Here is a 19080-nt window from a genome sequence, read left to right on the forward strand (position 1 = left end):
AGGAGAATTCACATGAAAATTGACTGGACACCCATCACAAAAGTCGTAAACGAAGCGCCCGATACATACACGTTCCATCTCGCCTTGCCACCTGAGTTCACGTGGCAGGAAGGGGCGCACACGCATCTTGCACTCGAAGGATTCAACGCCGAGGACAAGCCGAACCGAAGCCTCGTCCGCCATATGTCGATTTCGACATTGCCGCACGAAGGGGCAATCGGAATCACGACCCGCATCAAGTCCGAATGTTCGACGTTCAAATCCATCCTTCGCGACATGGTGCCGGGGAACAAGGTCGCCTTGTTCAAGACACACTCGAACGTCCCGCTCGAGCGGAGCGGGAAGAACGTCTATCTGTTATCTGCTGGGGTCGGTCTCGCGACATTCCGTCCGATCGTCCTCGACTATTTGGCGAACGGGGAAGGCGTCCCGCATCTCCATTCATTGAACGTCGATTCGTCGAAGGCGTATTTGTTTGGTGATGTCTTCGAATCGAACGAGACCTTCACGTCCGAGTTCGTCCCGAGTCGGAAAGATTACTATGAACGAGTTGAAGCGTTGGCTGCCGATCAAGATGCTTTGTTCTATGTCGTTGGCAGTGACGAGTTGTTGCGTGAAACGATTCAGGTGCTCCGGACAAACGGAGTAGCCTGTGACAACATCAAGATTGACAAACATGATTTTCAACGAGAAGACTTTTTAGGCTGACACTCAAACCGGGGACACGTTCCCCGGTTTTTTCGTGCACAGCTGGACGAATCGTTCAAAGATACCCCGACCATCCGGTGTCCCAATCGACTCGGGATGGAACTGGACGCCATACGTCGGATGGGTCGGATGTTCGAGTGCCATGATGACACCGTCTGTCGTCTCTGCCGTGACAATCAGTTCTGTCTCTTGTACAACGAGCGAGTGATAGCGCATGACATCCATCGACAAGCCTTCGAATAAGACACTCGGTGACGTATTGATGCGCGACACTTTCCCGTGCATGACCTCGTTCGCTCGTCCGACGAGCCCGCCGAACGCCTCGGCGATGACCTGATGACCGAGACAGACCCCAAGGATTGGGACGTACCCGGACAATTGTCGAACGACCGCAAGCGAGACACCGGCATCTTTTGGACCACCGGGACCTGGGGAAAGAATGATCCCACTCGGGTTCATGCGACGGATTTCTTCTATAGTATGTTCATCATTCCGAATGACGCAGACGTCACTGAATCGAGCGACGTCTTGATAGACGTTATACGTGAACGAATCATAGTTGTCGATGAGGAGAATCATGCGAACACCTCCAAAAGTGATTTGGCTTTATGCAGCGTTTCTTCGTATTCTGATACGGGGTCCGAATCATAGACAATGCCGGCACCAGCTTGGACGTGGGCCGTGTCACCTTGGATGACCATCGTCCGAATGGCGAGAGCAAAGTCGAATCCACCTCGGACGTCGAGATAACCGACCGCACCGGCGTACACTTCGCGCTTCACTGTCTCGAGTTCGTCAATGAGTTGCATCGCCCGAATCTTCGGGGCACCCGAAACGGTACCGGCTGGAAGACAGGCGCGGAGCGCATCGATCGGTGTCACGTCTTCCCGCAGTTCACCTTCGACTTCGGAGACGAGATGCATCACATTTTTGAACCGTTCGAGTTCAATGTGTTTCGGGATGGTGACTGTGCCGACTTTAGCGACACGACCGATATCGTTCCGTCCGAGGTCGAGAAGCATCCGGTGTTCGGCGAGTTCCTTTTCGTCCTTTAGAAGTGACTCCGCGTGACGCATATCTTCTTCGACCGTCTTCCCGCGTGGACGTGTGCCGGCGATTGGGTTCGTCGTCACGATGCCATTTTCGACACGGACGAGACTCTCGGGTGAGGCGCCGAGGACGATCGCTTCCCCGAGGTCGATATAGAATAAGTACGGGCTCGGATTTTGTTTGCGGAGCGTCCGGTAAAAGTGGAACGAGTCGCCGGTGAATGTGGCATCGATGCGTTGCGACAAGACGAGTTGGAACACTTCTCCGGCGAGGATCGCTTCTTTCGCTTGGAGGACACGGTCGATGAACTCGTCTTTTGTTGTCAAAAGCTGTTCGCTCGTCCGTACGACCGGTTCGAGGGCGTGTGTCTCCGGTGTCTCGAGCTGTTCACGGATGGACTCGAGTCGTTCGGTCGCATCCGTCTCACTCGTATCAATCAAGACGACCTGTTCTTCGAGATGGTCATATAAGACGACCGTCTCATAGCGCTGGAAGAGGGCGTCCGGTAAATCACGTGTCTCGGTCGGCGTGTTCGGGATCGGTTCATATACTCGGAGTAAATCATAACCGATATAGCCGACGGCACCCCCGATGAACGGATACGGTGCAGCGATGTCGTCACGCGTGATGCGTTCAGATAGGGCGTGGAGCGGGTCGTCCGCATAGATGGTGCCGGTTGAATCTGTCACATTGTTCCCGTCGACCCGGATTGTCTCGACCGGATTCGCTGCGATGATGGAGTAGCGGCCGTGCTTGCCTTCCGCCCGACTCTCGAGCAGGACCTTACGTTCACCTTGCAGACGGTGGAAGATTGCCACCGGTGTCAATTCGTCGCCATTGATGATCAGTTGTTGCATCGAAATCTCCTCCTTAAACTAAAAAAATCTCCCCGCCCCACATGCCCAATCGGACATGAAGGACGAGGAGATTCCCCGTGTTGCCACCTTCGTTGAAAGACGTCTTGTCTTCCCACTCATCGCGAACCATCATTCGCTGTCCCCGATAACGGGAGGACCCGTCAGAGCCTACATGTCGGTCTGAACGCTCAAAAGCCCATTCACGCAAGGCACGACACCGGTTCGCATCGACCACCGGCTTTCTGGAGACGTCCCTTCGCGCTACTCTTCTTTCTCATTGCGAGTTCGTATGAATGTTATCGTTACTTTAACGGGATGAAGCTTTCTTGTCAAGACTCAAAACGCGACAAACATTTGAAAATAGATAAATTATGCTATGATGGATGGTGAAAGGAAGGTGCACCGATGGAGACACTCAACATGAAACAACTTTCTGACGACCGCGCGACGAAACAAGTCGCGGGTGACCTCGACGCGATGCGTGACTTGATGCATGACTCGTTTCGGTATGTCGACTCGAGCGGGCGTCAGTTTGATAAAGAGACGTTCCTCGACCAATACGTCGACCCGACTGCGATTCAATGGATTGCCCAAGAAACGGTGACGTTCGATGAAACCGTGACGACGGACCTCGCAATCGTGAAAGTCTTGCTTGAAGAACGGTTTATTCTAGGAACGAATGCATACGAAGGACGCTTTTGGGCGCTCCACTTGTATATAAAAGAAGGCGATGACTGGCTATGGCAAGGCGGTCAAGCGACGATGATCAACGAATAATATGGAGACACTTCTTGAAAAAAGAGGTGTCTTTTTTTGAGCAGATTTACTTGTCGAAACATTGTCGAAACATTTTTGTTACATTTTTGAAACATTAACCGATATATTCCGTAGAACGATTTGGAGCATATACTCCAAGATCAAATGAAAGAGGGGAAACTATGAAAACGAGATTCAAGCAGTTCGTGGCGATGATGACGATCCTCGTCCTCGTCCTATCATTCCTCCCGCCGGTGTCAGCCGACAAAGGGGAAGGCATGAAGGAGGCCACCTTACTCAATCCGGGAGAGGCGGTCGAGTTCACGACCGGAATCGAACCGGTCAACACGTATTGGTTCAAGATGGAGCGCGTCGCGTCAGCGATGACACATATGGAAGTCACGTTCGAATCTTCCAAACTCGCGAACATCAGCATCTATCCGAGCGCCGAGATGGCGGCGAAGGATGAGACGTTCGATCGCTATCGCGCGAGTGCGACGAAAGAAGAGGGAGAACAGACGGCCAAGATTCCGTTCCCATTCGCTTGGGAAGGTCCATACTACATCAAGGTCGAGTATATGCCGATGGACCTCGGTGACGGGATGATGGATATTCCGGCAGAGGACATGCCAGTCGGTGAAGAACCAGCAGAAGGCGGGGAACCGACAGAAGGAGAACCAGGAGAAGGGGGAGAGCCACCAGCACCGGATCTCTCGATGTTCGCTTCAGACATCAAGCTCGTCGTCAATCCGGTTAAACTTCCGGTGAAGTACGAAGAAGTCGGTGGTGACATGTGTGCCGTCGAATCAATCGTACAACCGGCACCAGAGCGTGATTCGATGCTCAAACTCATCCGTCGTGTGCAGTCAGAAGTACTCGGCAAATCACAAGAAGGTCGGGACTTATCGGCCCTCTATTACCGTGCTTCGCCTTACATCGTCAAAGCGATCACGTTTGATGGAGAAAAACGAAAAGCGGCACTCACAGACTTGAAGACACTCCGTCCATTGTTGACAGCGCTTGTCGACAAAAAGGACTACACGTTGAAGACGCAAGATGCAGCGGCAATCAAACGTCTCCATGCACTTGTTGATGGAAGCGTTCCGACGGCGCTACAAAGTGAGATTGGTGAAATCGCGACAGCGCTCGAAATGGACTCGCTCGCAGGAACACCCGTATCCGATCTCTTTGGGAAAATCGGCATGACGATTCAAACGGACGGTCAAGACGCACCACGTTATATCGTCAAATATAAATCGTCACCGAGTAAGTCCCTTGGCAAAATGAATGCGATGAATAACGTTTCGGCTGAGCGAATCGCGATCGGTTCGCCATCGGATTACTTTGCGCTCGTCGATGTAGAGGAAGCTTCTACGAAGATGCAGGCACAAGCGAAGTCGACGCTCGAATCAGATCGGAACGTGGAATACATCGAACCGGTCCAGACGTACAAATCGTTCGCAACGGATGTGAGTCTCGATTACCAATGGGCCATCAATTCGAAGTCGATTCTCAAACCGTTCCAGGATGCGGGAATCGGTCTTGATCGCTATGAATCGTTACGATTACCGGGACGTGCCGTGAAAGTGGCCGTTCTCGATACAGGAGTCGACCATCGTCTGCTCGATTTACAAGGGAAGGTCGATATCGCTAACGCGAAGAACTTTGTCGACCCGAACGGTGAAGGTGACGCGATTGATGATCATGGGCACGGTACGCATGTCGCTGGTGTCATCGGTGCTATTCGAGACAACGGTGTCTCAATGCGTGGGATTGTTCCAAACGTCTCAATCTTACCTGTCAAAGTTCTCGATGCGGGTGGTTATGGGGATACGGATCAAATCGCACTTGGAATCAAATATGCGGTCGACGCTGGGGCGAAAGTCATCAACATGAGCCTCGGTGGAAATGAGAGCCGTACACTCGGATATATGCTGAAGTATGCACATGACCGTGGTGTCATCATCGTGGCGGCGACTGGGAATGACGGACAGTCACGTGTGTCTTATCCGGCGTCTTCGAAATACACGATTTCAGTCGGGGCAACAAACTCGTTCGGGATCGTCTCGGATTACTCGAACTATGGGATTGATGTCGATGTCGTCGCACCAGGTTCTAAAGTGGCGAGTCTTGTTCCAGACGGAAACGTCGTTTATATGGACGGGACGAGCATGGCGACACCACACGTCGCGGCTGCTGTCGCTCTCTTGAAATCACAGCACCCGAACATGACGGTCGAAGGGGCACGCTCGATCCTGCGCCGTACGGCACAACCTCTCGCATTCTCAGGTGGCGACGCACCACGTGATCCACGAATGGAAGATGGGTTACAGTATGTGCTCGATGAATTAGATCGTCCACTTCTTCCGTACTATGATGTCGTGAGCGGATACGGGAAAGTAGATGTCTATCGCGCTGAATCCATGCTTCAACTCGCACCGAAACCGAATCGGATTTATGACAATGCGCCAGTTTTCTCGGCTAAAGTCAAATCTGGGACGCGCGTCACGCTCTATAACGGAACGAAGCGTATCGGTTCTGGCGTTTCAAAAAATGGTGCAGTCACAATGTCGATCGCACCTCAACACGAAGGGGCTGTACTGACGGCTCTCTACACAAATGGTAAATTCAGTACGAACGAGCGCCTCCTTGTCATGAAAGGACTTCGTCCGAAAACGGCACAGGTGAACGCCGTGCGTGCAAAGACAAAACAAGTGACAGGTAAAGCTCAGGCTGGGATGACGGTCGTCATTCGCGACCAGAAGAAGCAAGTCATCGGAAAGTCAAAAGTGACGTTGAATGGCACATATGTCGTGAAGACACGAGTGTTGAAGAAAGGCGAGCGCCTGATGGTTCATGTCGAAGACGTGACGAAGAAAGTCAGTCCGGTCACAACGATCACGGTTCGATAAAAATAGGAAATTACTGAAAAATCATACGCGATTCTTCAATATGTAATCGAGTATGCATACAGTGCGACACAATGGGATTCCTTTTCAATAAGGAGTCCTTTTGTGTTTTTAAAAAATATGATTAAAAATAGAAAATTATGTACCTATTTTTAAAATAATCCATTAAAATAAAGATGTTGTCTGAAGAAAACATTATTTAGGAGGAACATCTTTTCATGAAACAACCAAAGTACTTATCTTTATTCTTAGCGGGGACACTCGTTCTCGGCGGTTTCGCTCCAACATTCGTTGCAGCAGAGACGAATGAAACGGTCGTCGATACGACGGCACCAGAAGCACCAGTCGTGGAAACACCGCTTCATACGTCGACTTCATTGAAAATCACAGGAGAAGTTGGAACGAAAGCGGAGATTCTCGTCGCAAACAAAACATATGAGCGTGTCGTACGTTCAACTGGGGAAGCGATCTTCACGATGTCACCACAGCCTGTCGGTCGCGTGATCACAGTCCGTCTCGTCGATGCGAGCGGAAACGTAAGTGAAGAGACGAGCGTCGTCGTCGCAGAAGACCCAGAACAACGTCCGGAAGCACCGGTCATCAACACGGTCGATAACTCGGCACGTGCGATTGTTGTCACAGGGACACCTGGAGTAGGCGTGACGGTCACAGTCGGAGGAAGCACGTTCAACGGATCGTTTGATGCGAACGGGCAATACCGCCGCGTGATCGCCCTTCAAAAAGTAGGGACACCGCTAACTGCTCAAGCGAAAGCGAAGAGTGGGGCACTCAGTGAACTCGTTCAAACAACGGTCGTCGCTGATAAAGTCGCGCCTGCGAAAGCCCGTTTGACACAAGCTGTGACGACGACATCGAACGGAATCGCTGGAACAGCGGAACCGCTCGCAACAGTAGTCGTAACAATCGACGGAAAAGCATACTCAGCACCGGTCATGTCGACTGGGAAGTTCGTGCTTCCGATTCCAAAACAACCACTCGGTAAGAAGATGACCCTCGCGGTACGTGATGGTGCTGGTAACTACAGCGCTTCTGAAACGTTGACGGTTCAACACGCACTCTTCAACAACTTCTATCGTGTGACGGATGAAGGATTCCGTGCAGTCTTCCATAAAGAAGTATTCACATGGGACGGATCGACACGTTACAACGAGACATTTGCGCCGTTCTTCATTGACCGCCCGTCGAAATCGAATATGTTGTTCTTATTGAGCAACTACACAGAAGATGGAGATGTGGTTGGATTCAATAAGCTTCGCATCCGTGTAGGGAATGCGACATATACAGAAGCAATCGATGAGTGGGATATCGATTACTATGAATATGATGACGGATCAGTAGAAGAATCGTACTGGTTTGAACCGAGCGCGAAGATGATCGCTTTCGTCAAACAACATGTTCGTCCAGAGAATCGGATCGTCATCACAATCGAAGGATACGACTATGATGTGGAGTGGGCGTTGATCGCAGGTGAGAAGCGTGCCTTCATCCAGTCGCTTCAATACGCAGGATATTAATAAGAAGAAATAAGTTATTAGCCGTAGGTGAATCATTCACCTGCGGCTTTTTTTGGTTTCGTGGATAGGTCTAATGGAGGAGCGGAGCTTTAAAGATGATTCCCTTGAAATGGTTTGAAAAGTTTGGTCAATGTAAAATTAAGGATTTAATTAATGCGAAAAATGGTCAAATCAAAAAATAGACATGGAAATTATACATAAATCCATAATATTCATTAATAATTACATTTTTTGTATATAATAAAGTTGTCAGCTGATAAATGGCTTTATTTCGCCTTTTTTCGACGTATTTCGACATTTTAAAAAGAGGGGAATTCAATATTAAATTATCTTCCTATTGGAGAAATTCAAAATCATTCCCATTTTTGCGAAAAAAAACGCTTGTGCTAGCTGGAAGTGTTATGTATATTATGGATGTAAGGTTTTCCAAGTTCATACTTGGTAAATTGTTCAAGGGGTTCACTTCTTGAAGAAATACCTACTTGTTTCGCTGAAACTCAAGACCTAAACGATTAAGTTGGATAAGTCATTTGTATGAATGGCGTATACATAAGGGATCATTTAGCGGGGGGAGCGTCAACGTAGACGAGTAGAGACAAACACGTAACATAACCAAAGGGAGGATTTACACAAGATGGCTAAGAAATCATTCAAGCTAGTCAAAGCGTCAGCAGCACTTGCTGTGACGGCAGCAGCCCTTACACCAGTAATGGCAGCAGAAGCAGCAACTTCAACAGTTGAACTCAAACCAGAGGTCGTACTCGGTGGGAAGTTTAAAGAAGCGCTCGCGCTCAACACACCAAAAGGTGTTGAAATCAAATGGGGTAAATACCTCGTTACTGCAATCAACAAATGGCAGACAATCAAAGGTCAAGGTTCTGATGGAAAGACTTACATCAAGAAACTTTACGCTCGTAACTACCCACTTTACATCCTCGAGCAAGATCTCGGTGAAGTAAAAGCTGGTTCTGAACTCGAAAAACCATCAATCCGCGTTATGTACCGCGATGGCAAAATCTACACTCAGGCGCCTGAGCGTTACACAATGAGCTCGAACTACAACACTAAAGATGAAGGTAAGCAAGAAGTTCTTATCTCATACAACCACAACGGTAACCGCATCACTTCAATGTTGTCTTACACAGTGGTAGATAAAGCAGTCGCTGGAGCGATTTCTTCTGTTAAAGCATTAGGTAAAACTTCAGTTGAAGTAATGCTTAACCAAGAAGTTGATTCAGTTTCAGCATCTAACTTCTCAATCGTTGGAGCTAACGTAACGAGTGCTACACTCGGAGCTGACAAAAAGACTGTTAAACTTGAAGTTTCTGGTCTTGAATACGGACAAGATTACATGCTCGCTGCTAACAACATCATGGTTAAAGGTGAAGCGAAAGATTTCGGTTCTAAAGCCTTCAAATCACTTGCTGTTGACGAAGTATGGAACCTTAAAGTAACTCCAAAAGCATCTTCACTTCTTGCTAACGGAGCAGACAACACAGAAGTAACACTTGAGCTTGTTGACGCAGCTACTGGCCGTGTTGATGCTGGTGCGGATAACATCGTTCTTGACTTGAACGCTACTTTCGGTGCGTTGTCTTCAAAACGTGTTACAATCCAAGACGGTAAAGCTACTGTAATCTTGACTTCTGAGTTCTCTAACACAGGTGTCACTTCGAAAATCGATGCACAAATCATCGAAGCTTCTGGAGATTACAAAGCACTTATCGGTAAAGTTGCTGGAACTGCAAATGTTTCATTCGTAACTTCAACTTCAGGATCAGTTGACACAATCACGCTTGTGAACGCTGAATCAAACCAAGCAGACCGTTTCACACTCTTCTTCGACAAAGCAGTATCACTTGATCACTTCGTTGCAAAAGATGCTAGCGGTAAATATCTCTACACTAACGGCTCAACTACTACTTCTTCACCAGTAGCAGCTAATGGTGAAGCATACAGCCATGCTTTCCGTGTAAATGGAACAGACAAATCTGTAGAAATCACTCAAGGTGGAAAAACATTCACTGTTAAAGGATTCAAACCAGTTGCTGGAAACCCTAAAGCGATGGAAGTTATCCTTGACAAAGGTGTTGTCCTCACTGACAACGCTCGTGTAGAAGTTGAAGTTAACACAGTTAACTCAATCAACAAAGTTACAAAATCTTCTGCTTCATTCGTTGTAACTGACGCTCGTAAACCAGAAGCAACTTCTGCTACGGCTGAAGGATTGAACACTTTGAAAGTTAAGTTCTCAGAAGCGATTTCTGATGCAACATTCGTTCTTGACGGTCGCTTTGTAGAAGGATCTGACTTCTCAGCTGAATTTGGTGACTTCAACCCAGTTACACTCGCTGATAACCGCGACCTTGCTACGATTTCACTTTCTGGAACGTACAACGAAGGGAAGTCAAACTCTGTACTTGGATACTTCGGCGCTGGACAACACTCTGTACAAATTTCTTCTATGAAGGACTTTGCTTACTTGACTGACACAGCTAACCTTGGTTCTACTCAGAACTTGTACTTCAGCATCGTTGCAGATTCGGCTAAGCCAAGCGCGACTGTAACAGTAGAATCACCAGAACAATTCCGCGTTAAGTTTGACAAGTCGGTTTCTGGATTTGAAGCAGCTGACATTCAAGTTCAACGTAAAGCTTCAAACGGATCATTCGTAACTGTTCCAGTTTCTCAATTGCCGCACAAATTAACACGTATCTCAGCTTCAGAGTATGTAATCGAACTTACTTCTGACTGGACGGTAATCTACGATACTGCTGCTTCAAACAAAAACTACTACAACGATGAGTACCGTATCTTCATCGCTAAAGAAGCTGTTACAAACGTAGCTAACGGTCTTAAGAATGATGACCTCGCACTTAGCTTGAACTACTCTGGTTCGCCACTTAACACACCAGATGTAACAAGCCCAATCATCTCTCAAATCGATCGTGTAGCAATGACAAACCGTTTCGCTGTAACAATGAGCGAGCCAGTTAAGATTGCTGCTGCTTCTGATGAAGATGCTACATTGGCACAAGGTCAAGCTGGTCTTGGTGGAACGACAGCTCAATTCATCGGTAAAGACAAAGATGGAAAAACTGTCACAATCAACGGTACGGTTACAGGATACGCTAACAACGCTAACGGAATGGACAACGTCCTTGCTGTTGAATGGAGCAATGCTTCAGGAGCTCTTACTCCACAAGCGGTTGTTGACGGTGGTGGATCAACTGAATGGACACTCGTTGTTCGTGCAGTATCTGACGATGTTGGTAACACAGCCGCTTCAGCTACTAAGTCGTTCACAGTTGCGAAATCTCCAGCTGCAAACACACCATTCGCAATCGCTCAAAACGGTGTTTCTGGGGCCCTTAATGGTTCGGCAGAAGACACAGTGGTTATCAAATTCACTGAAGGTGTCCTCACTTCTGGTGTAAGTGATGCTACGAACCCAGCTCAATACACACTTAACGGTAAGACGCTTCCATCAGGAACTTCTATCCGCGTAGCGAACAACGACAGTGTGGCTGGATTCGAAACAGTAACAATCACACTTCCGGACGGAACATTGAACGCTGCTTCTAACGTTGTGACTGTAAACAAAGACCTCGTATCTTTCGATGGATCATTGTTCCAAGGTCCAGTTGAAAACACGTTCTCTGTAGTTGCGCCTAACTAATCGTTGACCCTCCCTTAGGGTTAAATAGAGCAACGTCTTCGGACGGAGCCATCTTGTAAACCGGTAGTGCCTCGGCACTACCGGTTTTTTGCTTTTACCCTAAAAATCAATTCCCCTTTTCTATAAAACAAATTATACTTTTATTGTAATCAAATTAATCTTTTACCATTTTTTAAGAAAAGAGGAAATGTACGTGAAACAATTGCTGTGGGCACTTCTAATTGCCGTTTTTCTTCCTATATTAAGTTTGCCTGATTCGGTGGAAGCAGGCGAGCCGCTTCCGAACCATTATCGGATCTCTAACAGTCCTTACGTCATCACGATGGATGGAAAGGAACTTTACCACGTCGGAACGGGAGAACGCATTCCGTTATCGACCGAATTGGATTTACACTGGTCCAATGATAAAAATGCCGTGATGAGTGTGGACGGTCAGCATCTCGTCCTTACAATCGGATGTGGTATTTGTTCAACGAGCAGTTACATCATTGACCTTGATGGTCAGATCACATCGCATCGGGTCCCAGAAAATTATCGAATTGTCGGAGCAGACGTCGCGCACGATCGACTTCTATGGGCGACGTGGACAGAAGTGATCATGACGAACCTTCAAGGGGATGTCATTTGGAAGCGTTCCGACCTCGGGACCGCTGTCACGTTATCTACCGATGGTCAGACTGTCATTGCGGCACAACACGATCTTTTGAAGATTGACCGTGTGAACGCAGTGACGGGTGAAACGGAATCGACTCAAACCTTTGATGTGAAGGTCCAAGTCCGTGACAAAGAAGCGCTCGCCTTTGATGGTGTCATCGCTTATCCGGAACAAGGTTACGTCTATCTTGAGGCAACCCGACAACTGATCGCGCTTCCTGAATGGTATGACGTACAGTATGCAGAAGAAGATGGGTTCTTACATTGGTACTCGCAAGGCACGTATGGGGTCTTACATACTACATCTGGAGAATTGAAGACGTATGATCCAATCGTCTATCCGACGCTATTCCCTGGCGTTTTAGCGTTCTCGGATCAGACGATTCCGCTTTCTTCTTATAAACAAATGCCGACTCAACTAGAATTCGAAGTGGATAAAGGGGCGAACACAGAAGGTGACCCATACCTATATGTCGACCGCGCATATCCAATAACGTTCAAATCGACAAATCTGGACGGGGTGACCGAAACGATTCCGTTTGAGCGCTTAAGAGCGAATAAATCGAATGAAGTCACGTCGCCACAAGTATTTTCGTACGTGACGGACGTCAACTATGACCTCACATACATGGGGAAAACGTTCAGTGGGACGCTCTTCTCCTACAATGTTGGGGACGTTTCGATTCGTAAGTTCGGACTTGCGGGTGAAATCGTTGGACAAACGGCACCTCGCGCAGGTGTGACGGTACGAGTTCATCAAGACGGAAAAGAACCGATCCAATATTCAACGAAAGCGACGTTATCTGGTGAATTCCGAATGACGACGGAACGGCTTGCGCCAGGGACAACGTTCACGGTGACGAGTCTAGCGAGCAGGACAGCGGTGTATCGCAAAACGTTCACCGTACCGGTTCCGAATCCAGAGGCCAACACGATTGAGGTGTTAGAAGACTCTGTCGAAACGGGTGTCATGTTTAAAACCGTGCCGAACGGGAAAATTGACGTCTTCGTCAAAGAACAATTCCATTCGTGGTACGACACGATTCAAGCAGACGCCTCGGGCATTGCGCGCGTGACGGGAACAGTCGATCCGCTCGCAAAAGGCGTCAGCGTGACGTATGCACCAGCGGGCACGGAAGGGGTGGAGAAGGAACTCGTTGTCTTTGAGCGGGCTGAACCGACCTTCACGTTCCAGGTGACACCGAACGCAGGGGATACGACATTATCCTATGCGTCAACAGCTAAAGGCATTACGTACAAGACGTACGTTAACGACGTGTTCGTCGGGGATGGTCGCACGCTTGTGTTGCCGAAGACGCTTCAGGATGGTGACGTGATTCGTACTGTCGCTACGGCGGGAGACCGCTCAACAACGACGGAGCATCGTGTCGTTGCGGTCGGACCAACGATTCTTCAAGTGACAGATGTCGCGATGACGGCGACACATACGGTCGTGAGCGTTCGTCGTGACGTGAAGGCAGACCTTCAGTTCTATATCAACGGCAAACGTACGACGGCGACTCCGGTCTCCTCGACGCGATTCACGGTTCCGGCACGACCTGGTGACATCGTCCTCGTTCGTCTCGTCCGTGGAGGTCAGAAGCTAGATACGCGTCTTGCGTTACCGAAAGTCACGTTCAGCAACATCCGCCTCCATGATGAGCAAAAGACATGGGTCGGGATGGTGCTTCCGAATAGCGCAGTCACGTTGCAAAACGGCTCGACACGAATCGCGAGCGGGAAGAGTTCTTCGACAGGACGTGTCGTCATGAACTTGGCACCTCAACCGATCAAGTCGAAAGTCACACTCGTCAGTAAGCGAGGCGTGTATCGTTTCGTTCAGACGGTCTACGTGAAGGCTGGGCTGACACCGAAGTTCACGGTGACGACGCCGACGAGCTCGTCACGTTCTGTGACGGTGAACGCCAACATCGATTATGGCAAAGTGACGATCCATCGCGGGTCGACACTCCTCGCATCGAAGATGGTGACGTCAAAATCGACGTCTGTCTCGATGGCAGCTCAAAAATCAGGCACACGTTTGACGGTCCGGATGACGACGCCAAAAGGTCGTTCACAGACGATTTACGTCACGACCCGCTAACATTCAACGTCTATCTCATTCAATTGGGATAGACGTTTTTTATATGGGTTTCATGATTGGTTATTGTGAGCTGTTGTTACATAGTAAGATTTAAAAATCGCTTTTCTTCTTTTTGAAAAAAATCCCTTTTATTCATGGTATGATGGTAAAAAAAGATAAATGAGGTATTGGATGAATACATATGTTAAAGGTGCGCTCTTATCCACGGCGCTACTTCTCACGACAACTTCTGCTGGGGCAGAAGAGGTGGCACGTCCGTTCTTTACAGAAGTATCAAAAGAAACGACCGTGTATCGATTGTTGCCGGATAAGACGATGAAGCCGATCGGGAAACTGCTACCGAATGAACAATATGCGGTCGTCGGTGTGTCCGGTGGCTATTATCAAGTCGAGGTGAACGGGCGACGCACGTACGTCAAAAAGCAAGAAATCCCGTTAAAGGCTCAACTATTGACGAAAGCCGTCGTCTCTGACGGACGATACGAACGATTGCTTCATAATTATACGGCACGTGTCGAAAGACGTGAGGTCCCGTACTACTATGGATTTCTGACAAAAGCGCAAGCCGTCAGCCAAGCGGACTCGGCCATGAACGGGGTGTGGCGCATCGGGGCAACCCCGGGCAAACAAATCGTGGAAGACATTCATACGTTTGACTGGGAGCGTGACATCACTGTCGGTGATTCGACGTCGTTCATGTTCCAAATGCAATATTGGATGGTATTGAACCAACTGACGATGGCGTATCACTATACGAAAGACACGAGCTACTTGGCTTACGGAAAGGCATTCGTCGATAGTTGGGTCAAGCAATATCCGACCGACTCGTATCGTCGTTACCCGAACGCGTATCACCAACAAGGGACGGCGATTCGCACGTTCCATCTCATCAACTTTTGGAATCAATACAAGAAGTCTCCTTTAAATAATGACGCAGCATTCAGCGCTCGTGTGCTTCAAACGATTGAAGGGCACGGTGAAATCTTGGCGGACGCGAAATTTTATCGGGAACGTCACAATCATGGGATCTTCCAAGACATGGCGTTGACGGATATCGCTCAGACGTTCCCTGAGCTCGAACAATCAAGTGTTTGGAATGAGCTTGCGACTACGCGGTTGACGACACAGTTGGACCATTCCCTGAGTCCTGACAACGTCCACTTGGAGCATTCGCCGGGTTATCAGGTGTATACGTACGAGATGCTGTATCGCTTCAACCGCTGGATCGAGGCGAACGGCTTCGTGACATCTCCTCGTCTAGAGGCCGTCAAACGAATGCCAGAGACGCTCGTCCATTTGATGAAACCGAACCGGACGCTTCCACTCTTCGGCGACACGACGGGGGAACCGCGGACGACGTCGATGATTTCGACATTGCGTGACTATCCTGAACTGCTTTATGCGGTGACAGGAGGAACGGAAGGGGTGCGACCGACGGAACGCGTGAAACAGCTCGATACGCAATACGCGGTGTTGCGCGAACATTGGGGAGAGAATGAGCCTTTCGCCGATGCGGTCTCACTCATGATGACGGCGGGGTTCCATAATACGGCCCATAAACATCAAGATGATCTCAGCATCGACCTGTACGGATTTGGACGCGATTTCATCGTCGAGACCGGACGATATGGGTACACGAACCGACCGGAGCGAGATACGGCCGTCCGTGTCGAAGCGCACAACACGGTGAACATGGGATCTCGTCAGCTCACGCTCCATTCGAGCACGATCGGGAAAAGCGGGATCACTTTGGTCGAGGAAGTCGATGGATTACAACGGGCGAGCGGATTCAGTGATTTGATGGGGCAAGGGATTCATCATACGCGAAGCATCGCGCACGATTTAGACGGCACCGTGCTTGTCGCGGATACGATTCAAAGTGACGCCCGCGTCCCGTTCACGCAACGGTTCCATCTCGGAGTCGGTCTTGAACCGGTCGAAGAACGTGAGGGTGAGATGTTTTTCCGTGATGCGGAAGGGCGAACACTCCAGATGATTCAACTGCCGATCGCTTCGACGGGGACGGTGCGAATCGAACCGAGTTTTGTCGCCTATCGTGATTTCGAATGGAAGCCACGTCACCAAGTCGTTTCGACAAAAACTGGGAAAGGAACCTCGTTCGTCACCTTGTTCCATCTTTCGAAGACAGGGACGCGCGTTACGTTCTCGAACGTAATGGAGACAGAGACGGCTTACGTCGTGAACTACTCCTTGTCGAACGGACAATCTCGTACCGTCGAAATGCCGAAAGGTGTGAGTGAGGAAATAAGTGAGACGCTATAAGGAAATGAGGAGGAGATGCCAATTGGTATCTTCTTTTTCAATTCCGACAAGAAATAACGAAATATTTACAGAAAAGTAATTGTGTTATTTTGTGAGATTGCGTATCTTTAAAGATGAAGTCTATACAGGTTTTGTAATCGCTTCCATTGGCTTGATGTCAGACATCTGTCGGAGGAGGTCAAAATCGAGGGTGTGACTTCGGTACGGTCGACTCATACATATTCAAAGGAGGAATATCTGCATGTTGAACTCAAAAACACGCAAGTTCTATCAAGGAATGCTCGCAGCAACGCTCACGGCATCGGTGATCGCCCCGGCGGTCGTGACAGAAGCGGCTCCTGCCAAAAAGACAATCAAGTTGAAAGCAGCTTTCGTCACAGACGGGGATCTTGACGCAGCGCTCGACAAAACGTATCAAGGGAACAAAATCTATTGGTACAAATCGACAGTCGACATGGACAAGCTCGGTACATATCAAGTTGCTAAAGGATACATTAAATGGAAGAACCAGTACTTCGAGAAAAAAGTACGCGTCGTTAACTATCCGAAAGCAATCATCCCTCCAAAAGGGGACTGGACGTTCAAACATGGTGAGCAATTGACTGGCCAGTTGAACACGCTTCAAATCCAATTCGTCGACCGTGTCCTCCGTCAACCGGTGAAGTGGACAAACCTTTCGACAGATAAGATTGGTGAGTTCGTCGCGACGGCATCTTACACGCATAAAGGCCGCACCGTGACACTCGACGTTCCTTATAAAGTAGAAGGATACGACCTCTCAATCATGCATACGAACGATACGCATGCGGCGCTCAAGTACGCTCCGAACCGTGCGACAGCTGTCAAACAAGTTCGTGCTGAAAAACCAGATAGCTTGTTGATCGATGCGGGAGATGTCTTCTCTGGTTCACTTTACTTCAACGAGTTCAAAGGACAAGCTGACCTCAAGTTGATGAACTACATGAAGTACGACTTGATGGTACCTGGTAACCACGAGTTCGACCTCGGAACAGAAGAAGGACATAAAGAGTTGTCACAATTCGTTCGTTATGCGAACTTCCCGTTCGTCAGCTCGAACGTCGATTATTCTGGCGACCAGTACATGAAGAACTTGTACCGTGATGAAACGACAGAGAAGGCTTACAACGGTCGTCTCTATGAGGGCGTCATCAAAGTGGTTGACGGGAAGAAAGTCGGATTCTTCGGTTTGACGACAGAAGAAACGGCTGACATCGCTAGCCCGGGTCCAATCAAGTTCCAAAACTATATCGATGAGGCGAAGAAAGCGGTCAAGGCGTTCGAAGACATGGGTGTCCATCAAATCGTCGCGGTCTCGCACCTTGGTTACAACGACAACCCGACAGTCGACAACGACTTGCTTCTAGCTGAAAACGTTGACGGCATCGATGTCATCATCGGTGGTCACACGCATTCACGCTTGAACGCACCTGTCGTCATCTCAGAAAATAAAACAGAGCCGACGCTCATCGTCCAAGCCTTCCAGTACAGTGAGTTCCTCGGTACACTTGACGTCGAGTTCGACAAAGACGGGAAAATCGTTTCGCATGCTGGTAAGTTGATCGACGTGAAAGTACTCGAGCCAGACGCTCGCGCGGTTTCACTTCTTGCACCATTTAAAGAAGATGTCGACAAGATCAGCAATGACCCGATTGGTGTCACGTTGACAGCGGCACTTGAAAACCCACGTGACGAAGGCGACATTTCAGCACCAAGTGTACGTAAACAAGAGACGGCTCTCGGTAACTTGATCGCAGACGGCATGCTCGCGAAAGCGAAAGACTACGATGCAGACATCATCGCGGCAGTTCAAAACTCAGGCGGTATTCGTTCGAGCATCGATGCAGGTCCTGTCACGACAGGTGAAGTCATCACGGTCCTTCCGTTCGGTAACACGCTTGCTGTCATGAACCTCAAAGGTTCTGAATTGCTCGCGGCACTCGAGCGCAGCGTTAGCGTTTACCCACGTGAGAGCGGCGGCTTCCTCCAAGTATCAGGATTGAAAGTCGAGTTCGACAGCTCGAAGCCAGCGAACGAGCGTATCGTGAAGGTGACATACAACAACGGTACGACGGATGTTGCCATCGATCCGAACGGTATGTACAAAGTTGCGACAAACTACTACACAGCGACGGGCGGCGACAACTATGTCGAGTTCGAAGCAGCATTCAAAGATGCACGTGTGACGGACCTCGGTCTTAGCGACTGGGAAAACCTCCGCGACCACATGCTCGACCTTGGTGAGATCACACCAACGGTTGAAGGTCGTATCGTCGACGTAGCAAAATAAGATTTTTTAGGCGGGGCATCCTTATCGGGTGTCCTGATTTTTTTGAGTGAAAAGCTATTTTTACTCATTCTCCACAATCAGTTTCGAAGAAGTGTCACGTATGGTTGCTAGGTATCTGCGGATAAGTATTTACCGAATAGCTCATAATACTATTTTTCAGTGAAAATGGAGGGCGATTTTATATTTCATTTTGGTGTATGACGATGATCGACTGAAAATGACCGACGGCACGCCGAC

10 protein-coding genes and 1 other annotated feature are annotated in these 19080 nt (G+C 48.9%); of the genes, 8 read left to right on the forward strand and 2 right to left on the reverse strand.

Annotation, left to right across the window (positions count from 1 at the left end; translation table 11 throughout):
• The first annotated feature begins 12 nt into the window (after positions 1-12).
• Positions 13-708: a dihydropteridine reductase gene (locus tag PQI28_RS09765; RefSeq protein WP_339963165.1), complete on the forward strand. Its 696-nt coding sequence runs from the start codon at positions 13-15 to the stop codon at positions 706-708.
• A gap of 3 nt (positions 709-711) precedes the next feature.
• Here PQI28_RS09765 and PQI28_RS09770 read toward each other — a convergent pair whose 3' ends face one another.
• Together PQI28_RS09770 and trpE are read right to left on the reverse strand one after the other, a co-directional pair.
• Positions 712-1287 (reverse strand): anthranilate synthase component II, encoded by a 576-nt coding sequence (locus PQI28_RS09770; protein WP_339963166.1) that lies wholly within the window; start codon positions 1285-1287, stop codon positions 712-714.
• Positions 1284-2615, reverse strand: coding sequence for an anthranilate synthase component I (gene trpE, locus PQI28_RS09775; protein ID WP_339963167.1), 1332 nt, complete (start codon positions 2613-2615; stop codon positions 1284-1286). The genes PQI28_RS09770 and trpE overlap by 4 nt, the downstream gene beginning before the upstream one ends.
• Before the next feature lie 55 nt (positions 2616-2670).
• Positions 2671-2902, reverse strand: a binding site (T-box leader).
• 118 nt (positions 2903-3020) lie between these two features.
• Between trpE and PQI28_RS09780 the strand changes: the two genes are divergently transcribed.
• The 7 genes from PQI28_RS09780 to PQI28_RS09810 all read left to right on the forward strand — a co-directional run bounded on the left by PQI28_RS09780 (position 3021) and on the right by PQI28_RS09810 (position 18843).
• Positions 3021-3392 carry a nuclear transport factor 2 family protein gene (locus PQI28_RS09780; RefSeq protein ID WP_251126070.1) on the forward strand — a complete coding sequence of 124 codons (372 nt, stop codon included), beginning with the start codon at positions 3021-3023 and terminating at the stop codon, positions 3390-3392.
• A 161-nt stretch (positions 3393-3553) separates the two neighbouring features.
• Positions 3554-6283, forward strand: coding sequence for a S8 family peptidase (locus tag PQI28_RS09785; protein WP_339963168.1), 2730 nt, complete (start codon positions 3554-3556; stop codon positions 6281-6283).
• A gap of 215 nt (positions 6284-6498) precedes the next feature.
• Positions 6499-7815, forward strand: coding sequence for an Ig-like domain-containing protein (locus tag PQI28_RS09790; protein WP_339963169.1), 1317 nt, complete (start codon positions 6499-6501; stop codon positions 7813-7815).
• 634 nt (positions 7816-8449) lie between these two features.
• Complete coding sequence (locus tag PQI28_RS09795) at positions 8450-11494, forward strand: hypothetical protein (RefSeq protein WP_339963170.1); 3045 nt, start codon at positions 8450-8452, stop codon at positions 11492-11494.
• A 193-nt stretch (positions 11495-11687) separates the two neighbouring features.
• On the forward strand, positions 11688-14252 hold the full coding sequence (locus tag PQI28_RS09800; RefSeq protein WP_339963171.1) for a hypothetical protein: 2565 nt from the start codon (positions 11688-11690) through the stop codon (positions 14250-14252).
• Between the two features lie 171 nt (positions 14253-14423).
• Positions 14424-16535, forward strand: a complete 2112-nt coding sequence (locus PQI28_RS09805; RefSeq protein WP_339963172.1) for a heparinase II/III family protein — start codon at positions 14424-14426, stop codon at positions 16533-16535.
• Between the two features lie 241 nt (positions 16536-16776).
• Positions 16777-18843 (forward strand): bifunctional metallophosphatase/5'-nucleotidase, encoded by a 2067-nt coding sequence (locus PQI28_RS09810; protein ID WP_339963173.1) that lies wholly within the window; start codon positions 16777-16779, stop codon positions 18841-18843.
• Positions 18844-19080 lie beyond the last annotated feature (237 nt).

This window comes from Exiguobacterium sp. USCH10 (genome assembly GCF_037619445.1).
GTDB classification, from domain to species: Bacteria; Bacillota; Bacilli; order Exiguobacteriales; family Exiguobacteriaceae; genus Exiguobacterium; species Exiguobacterium aestuarii_A.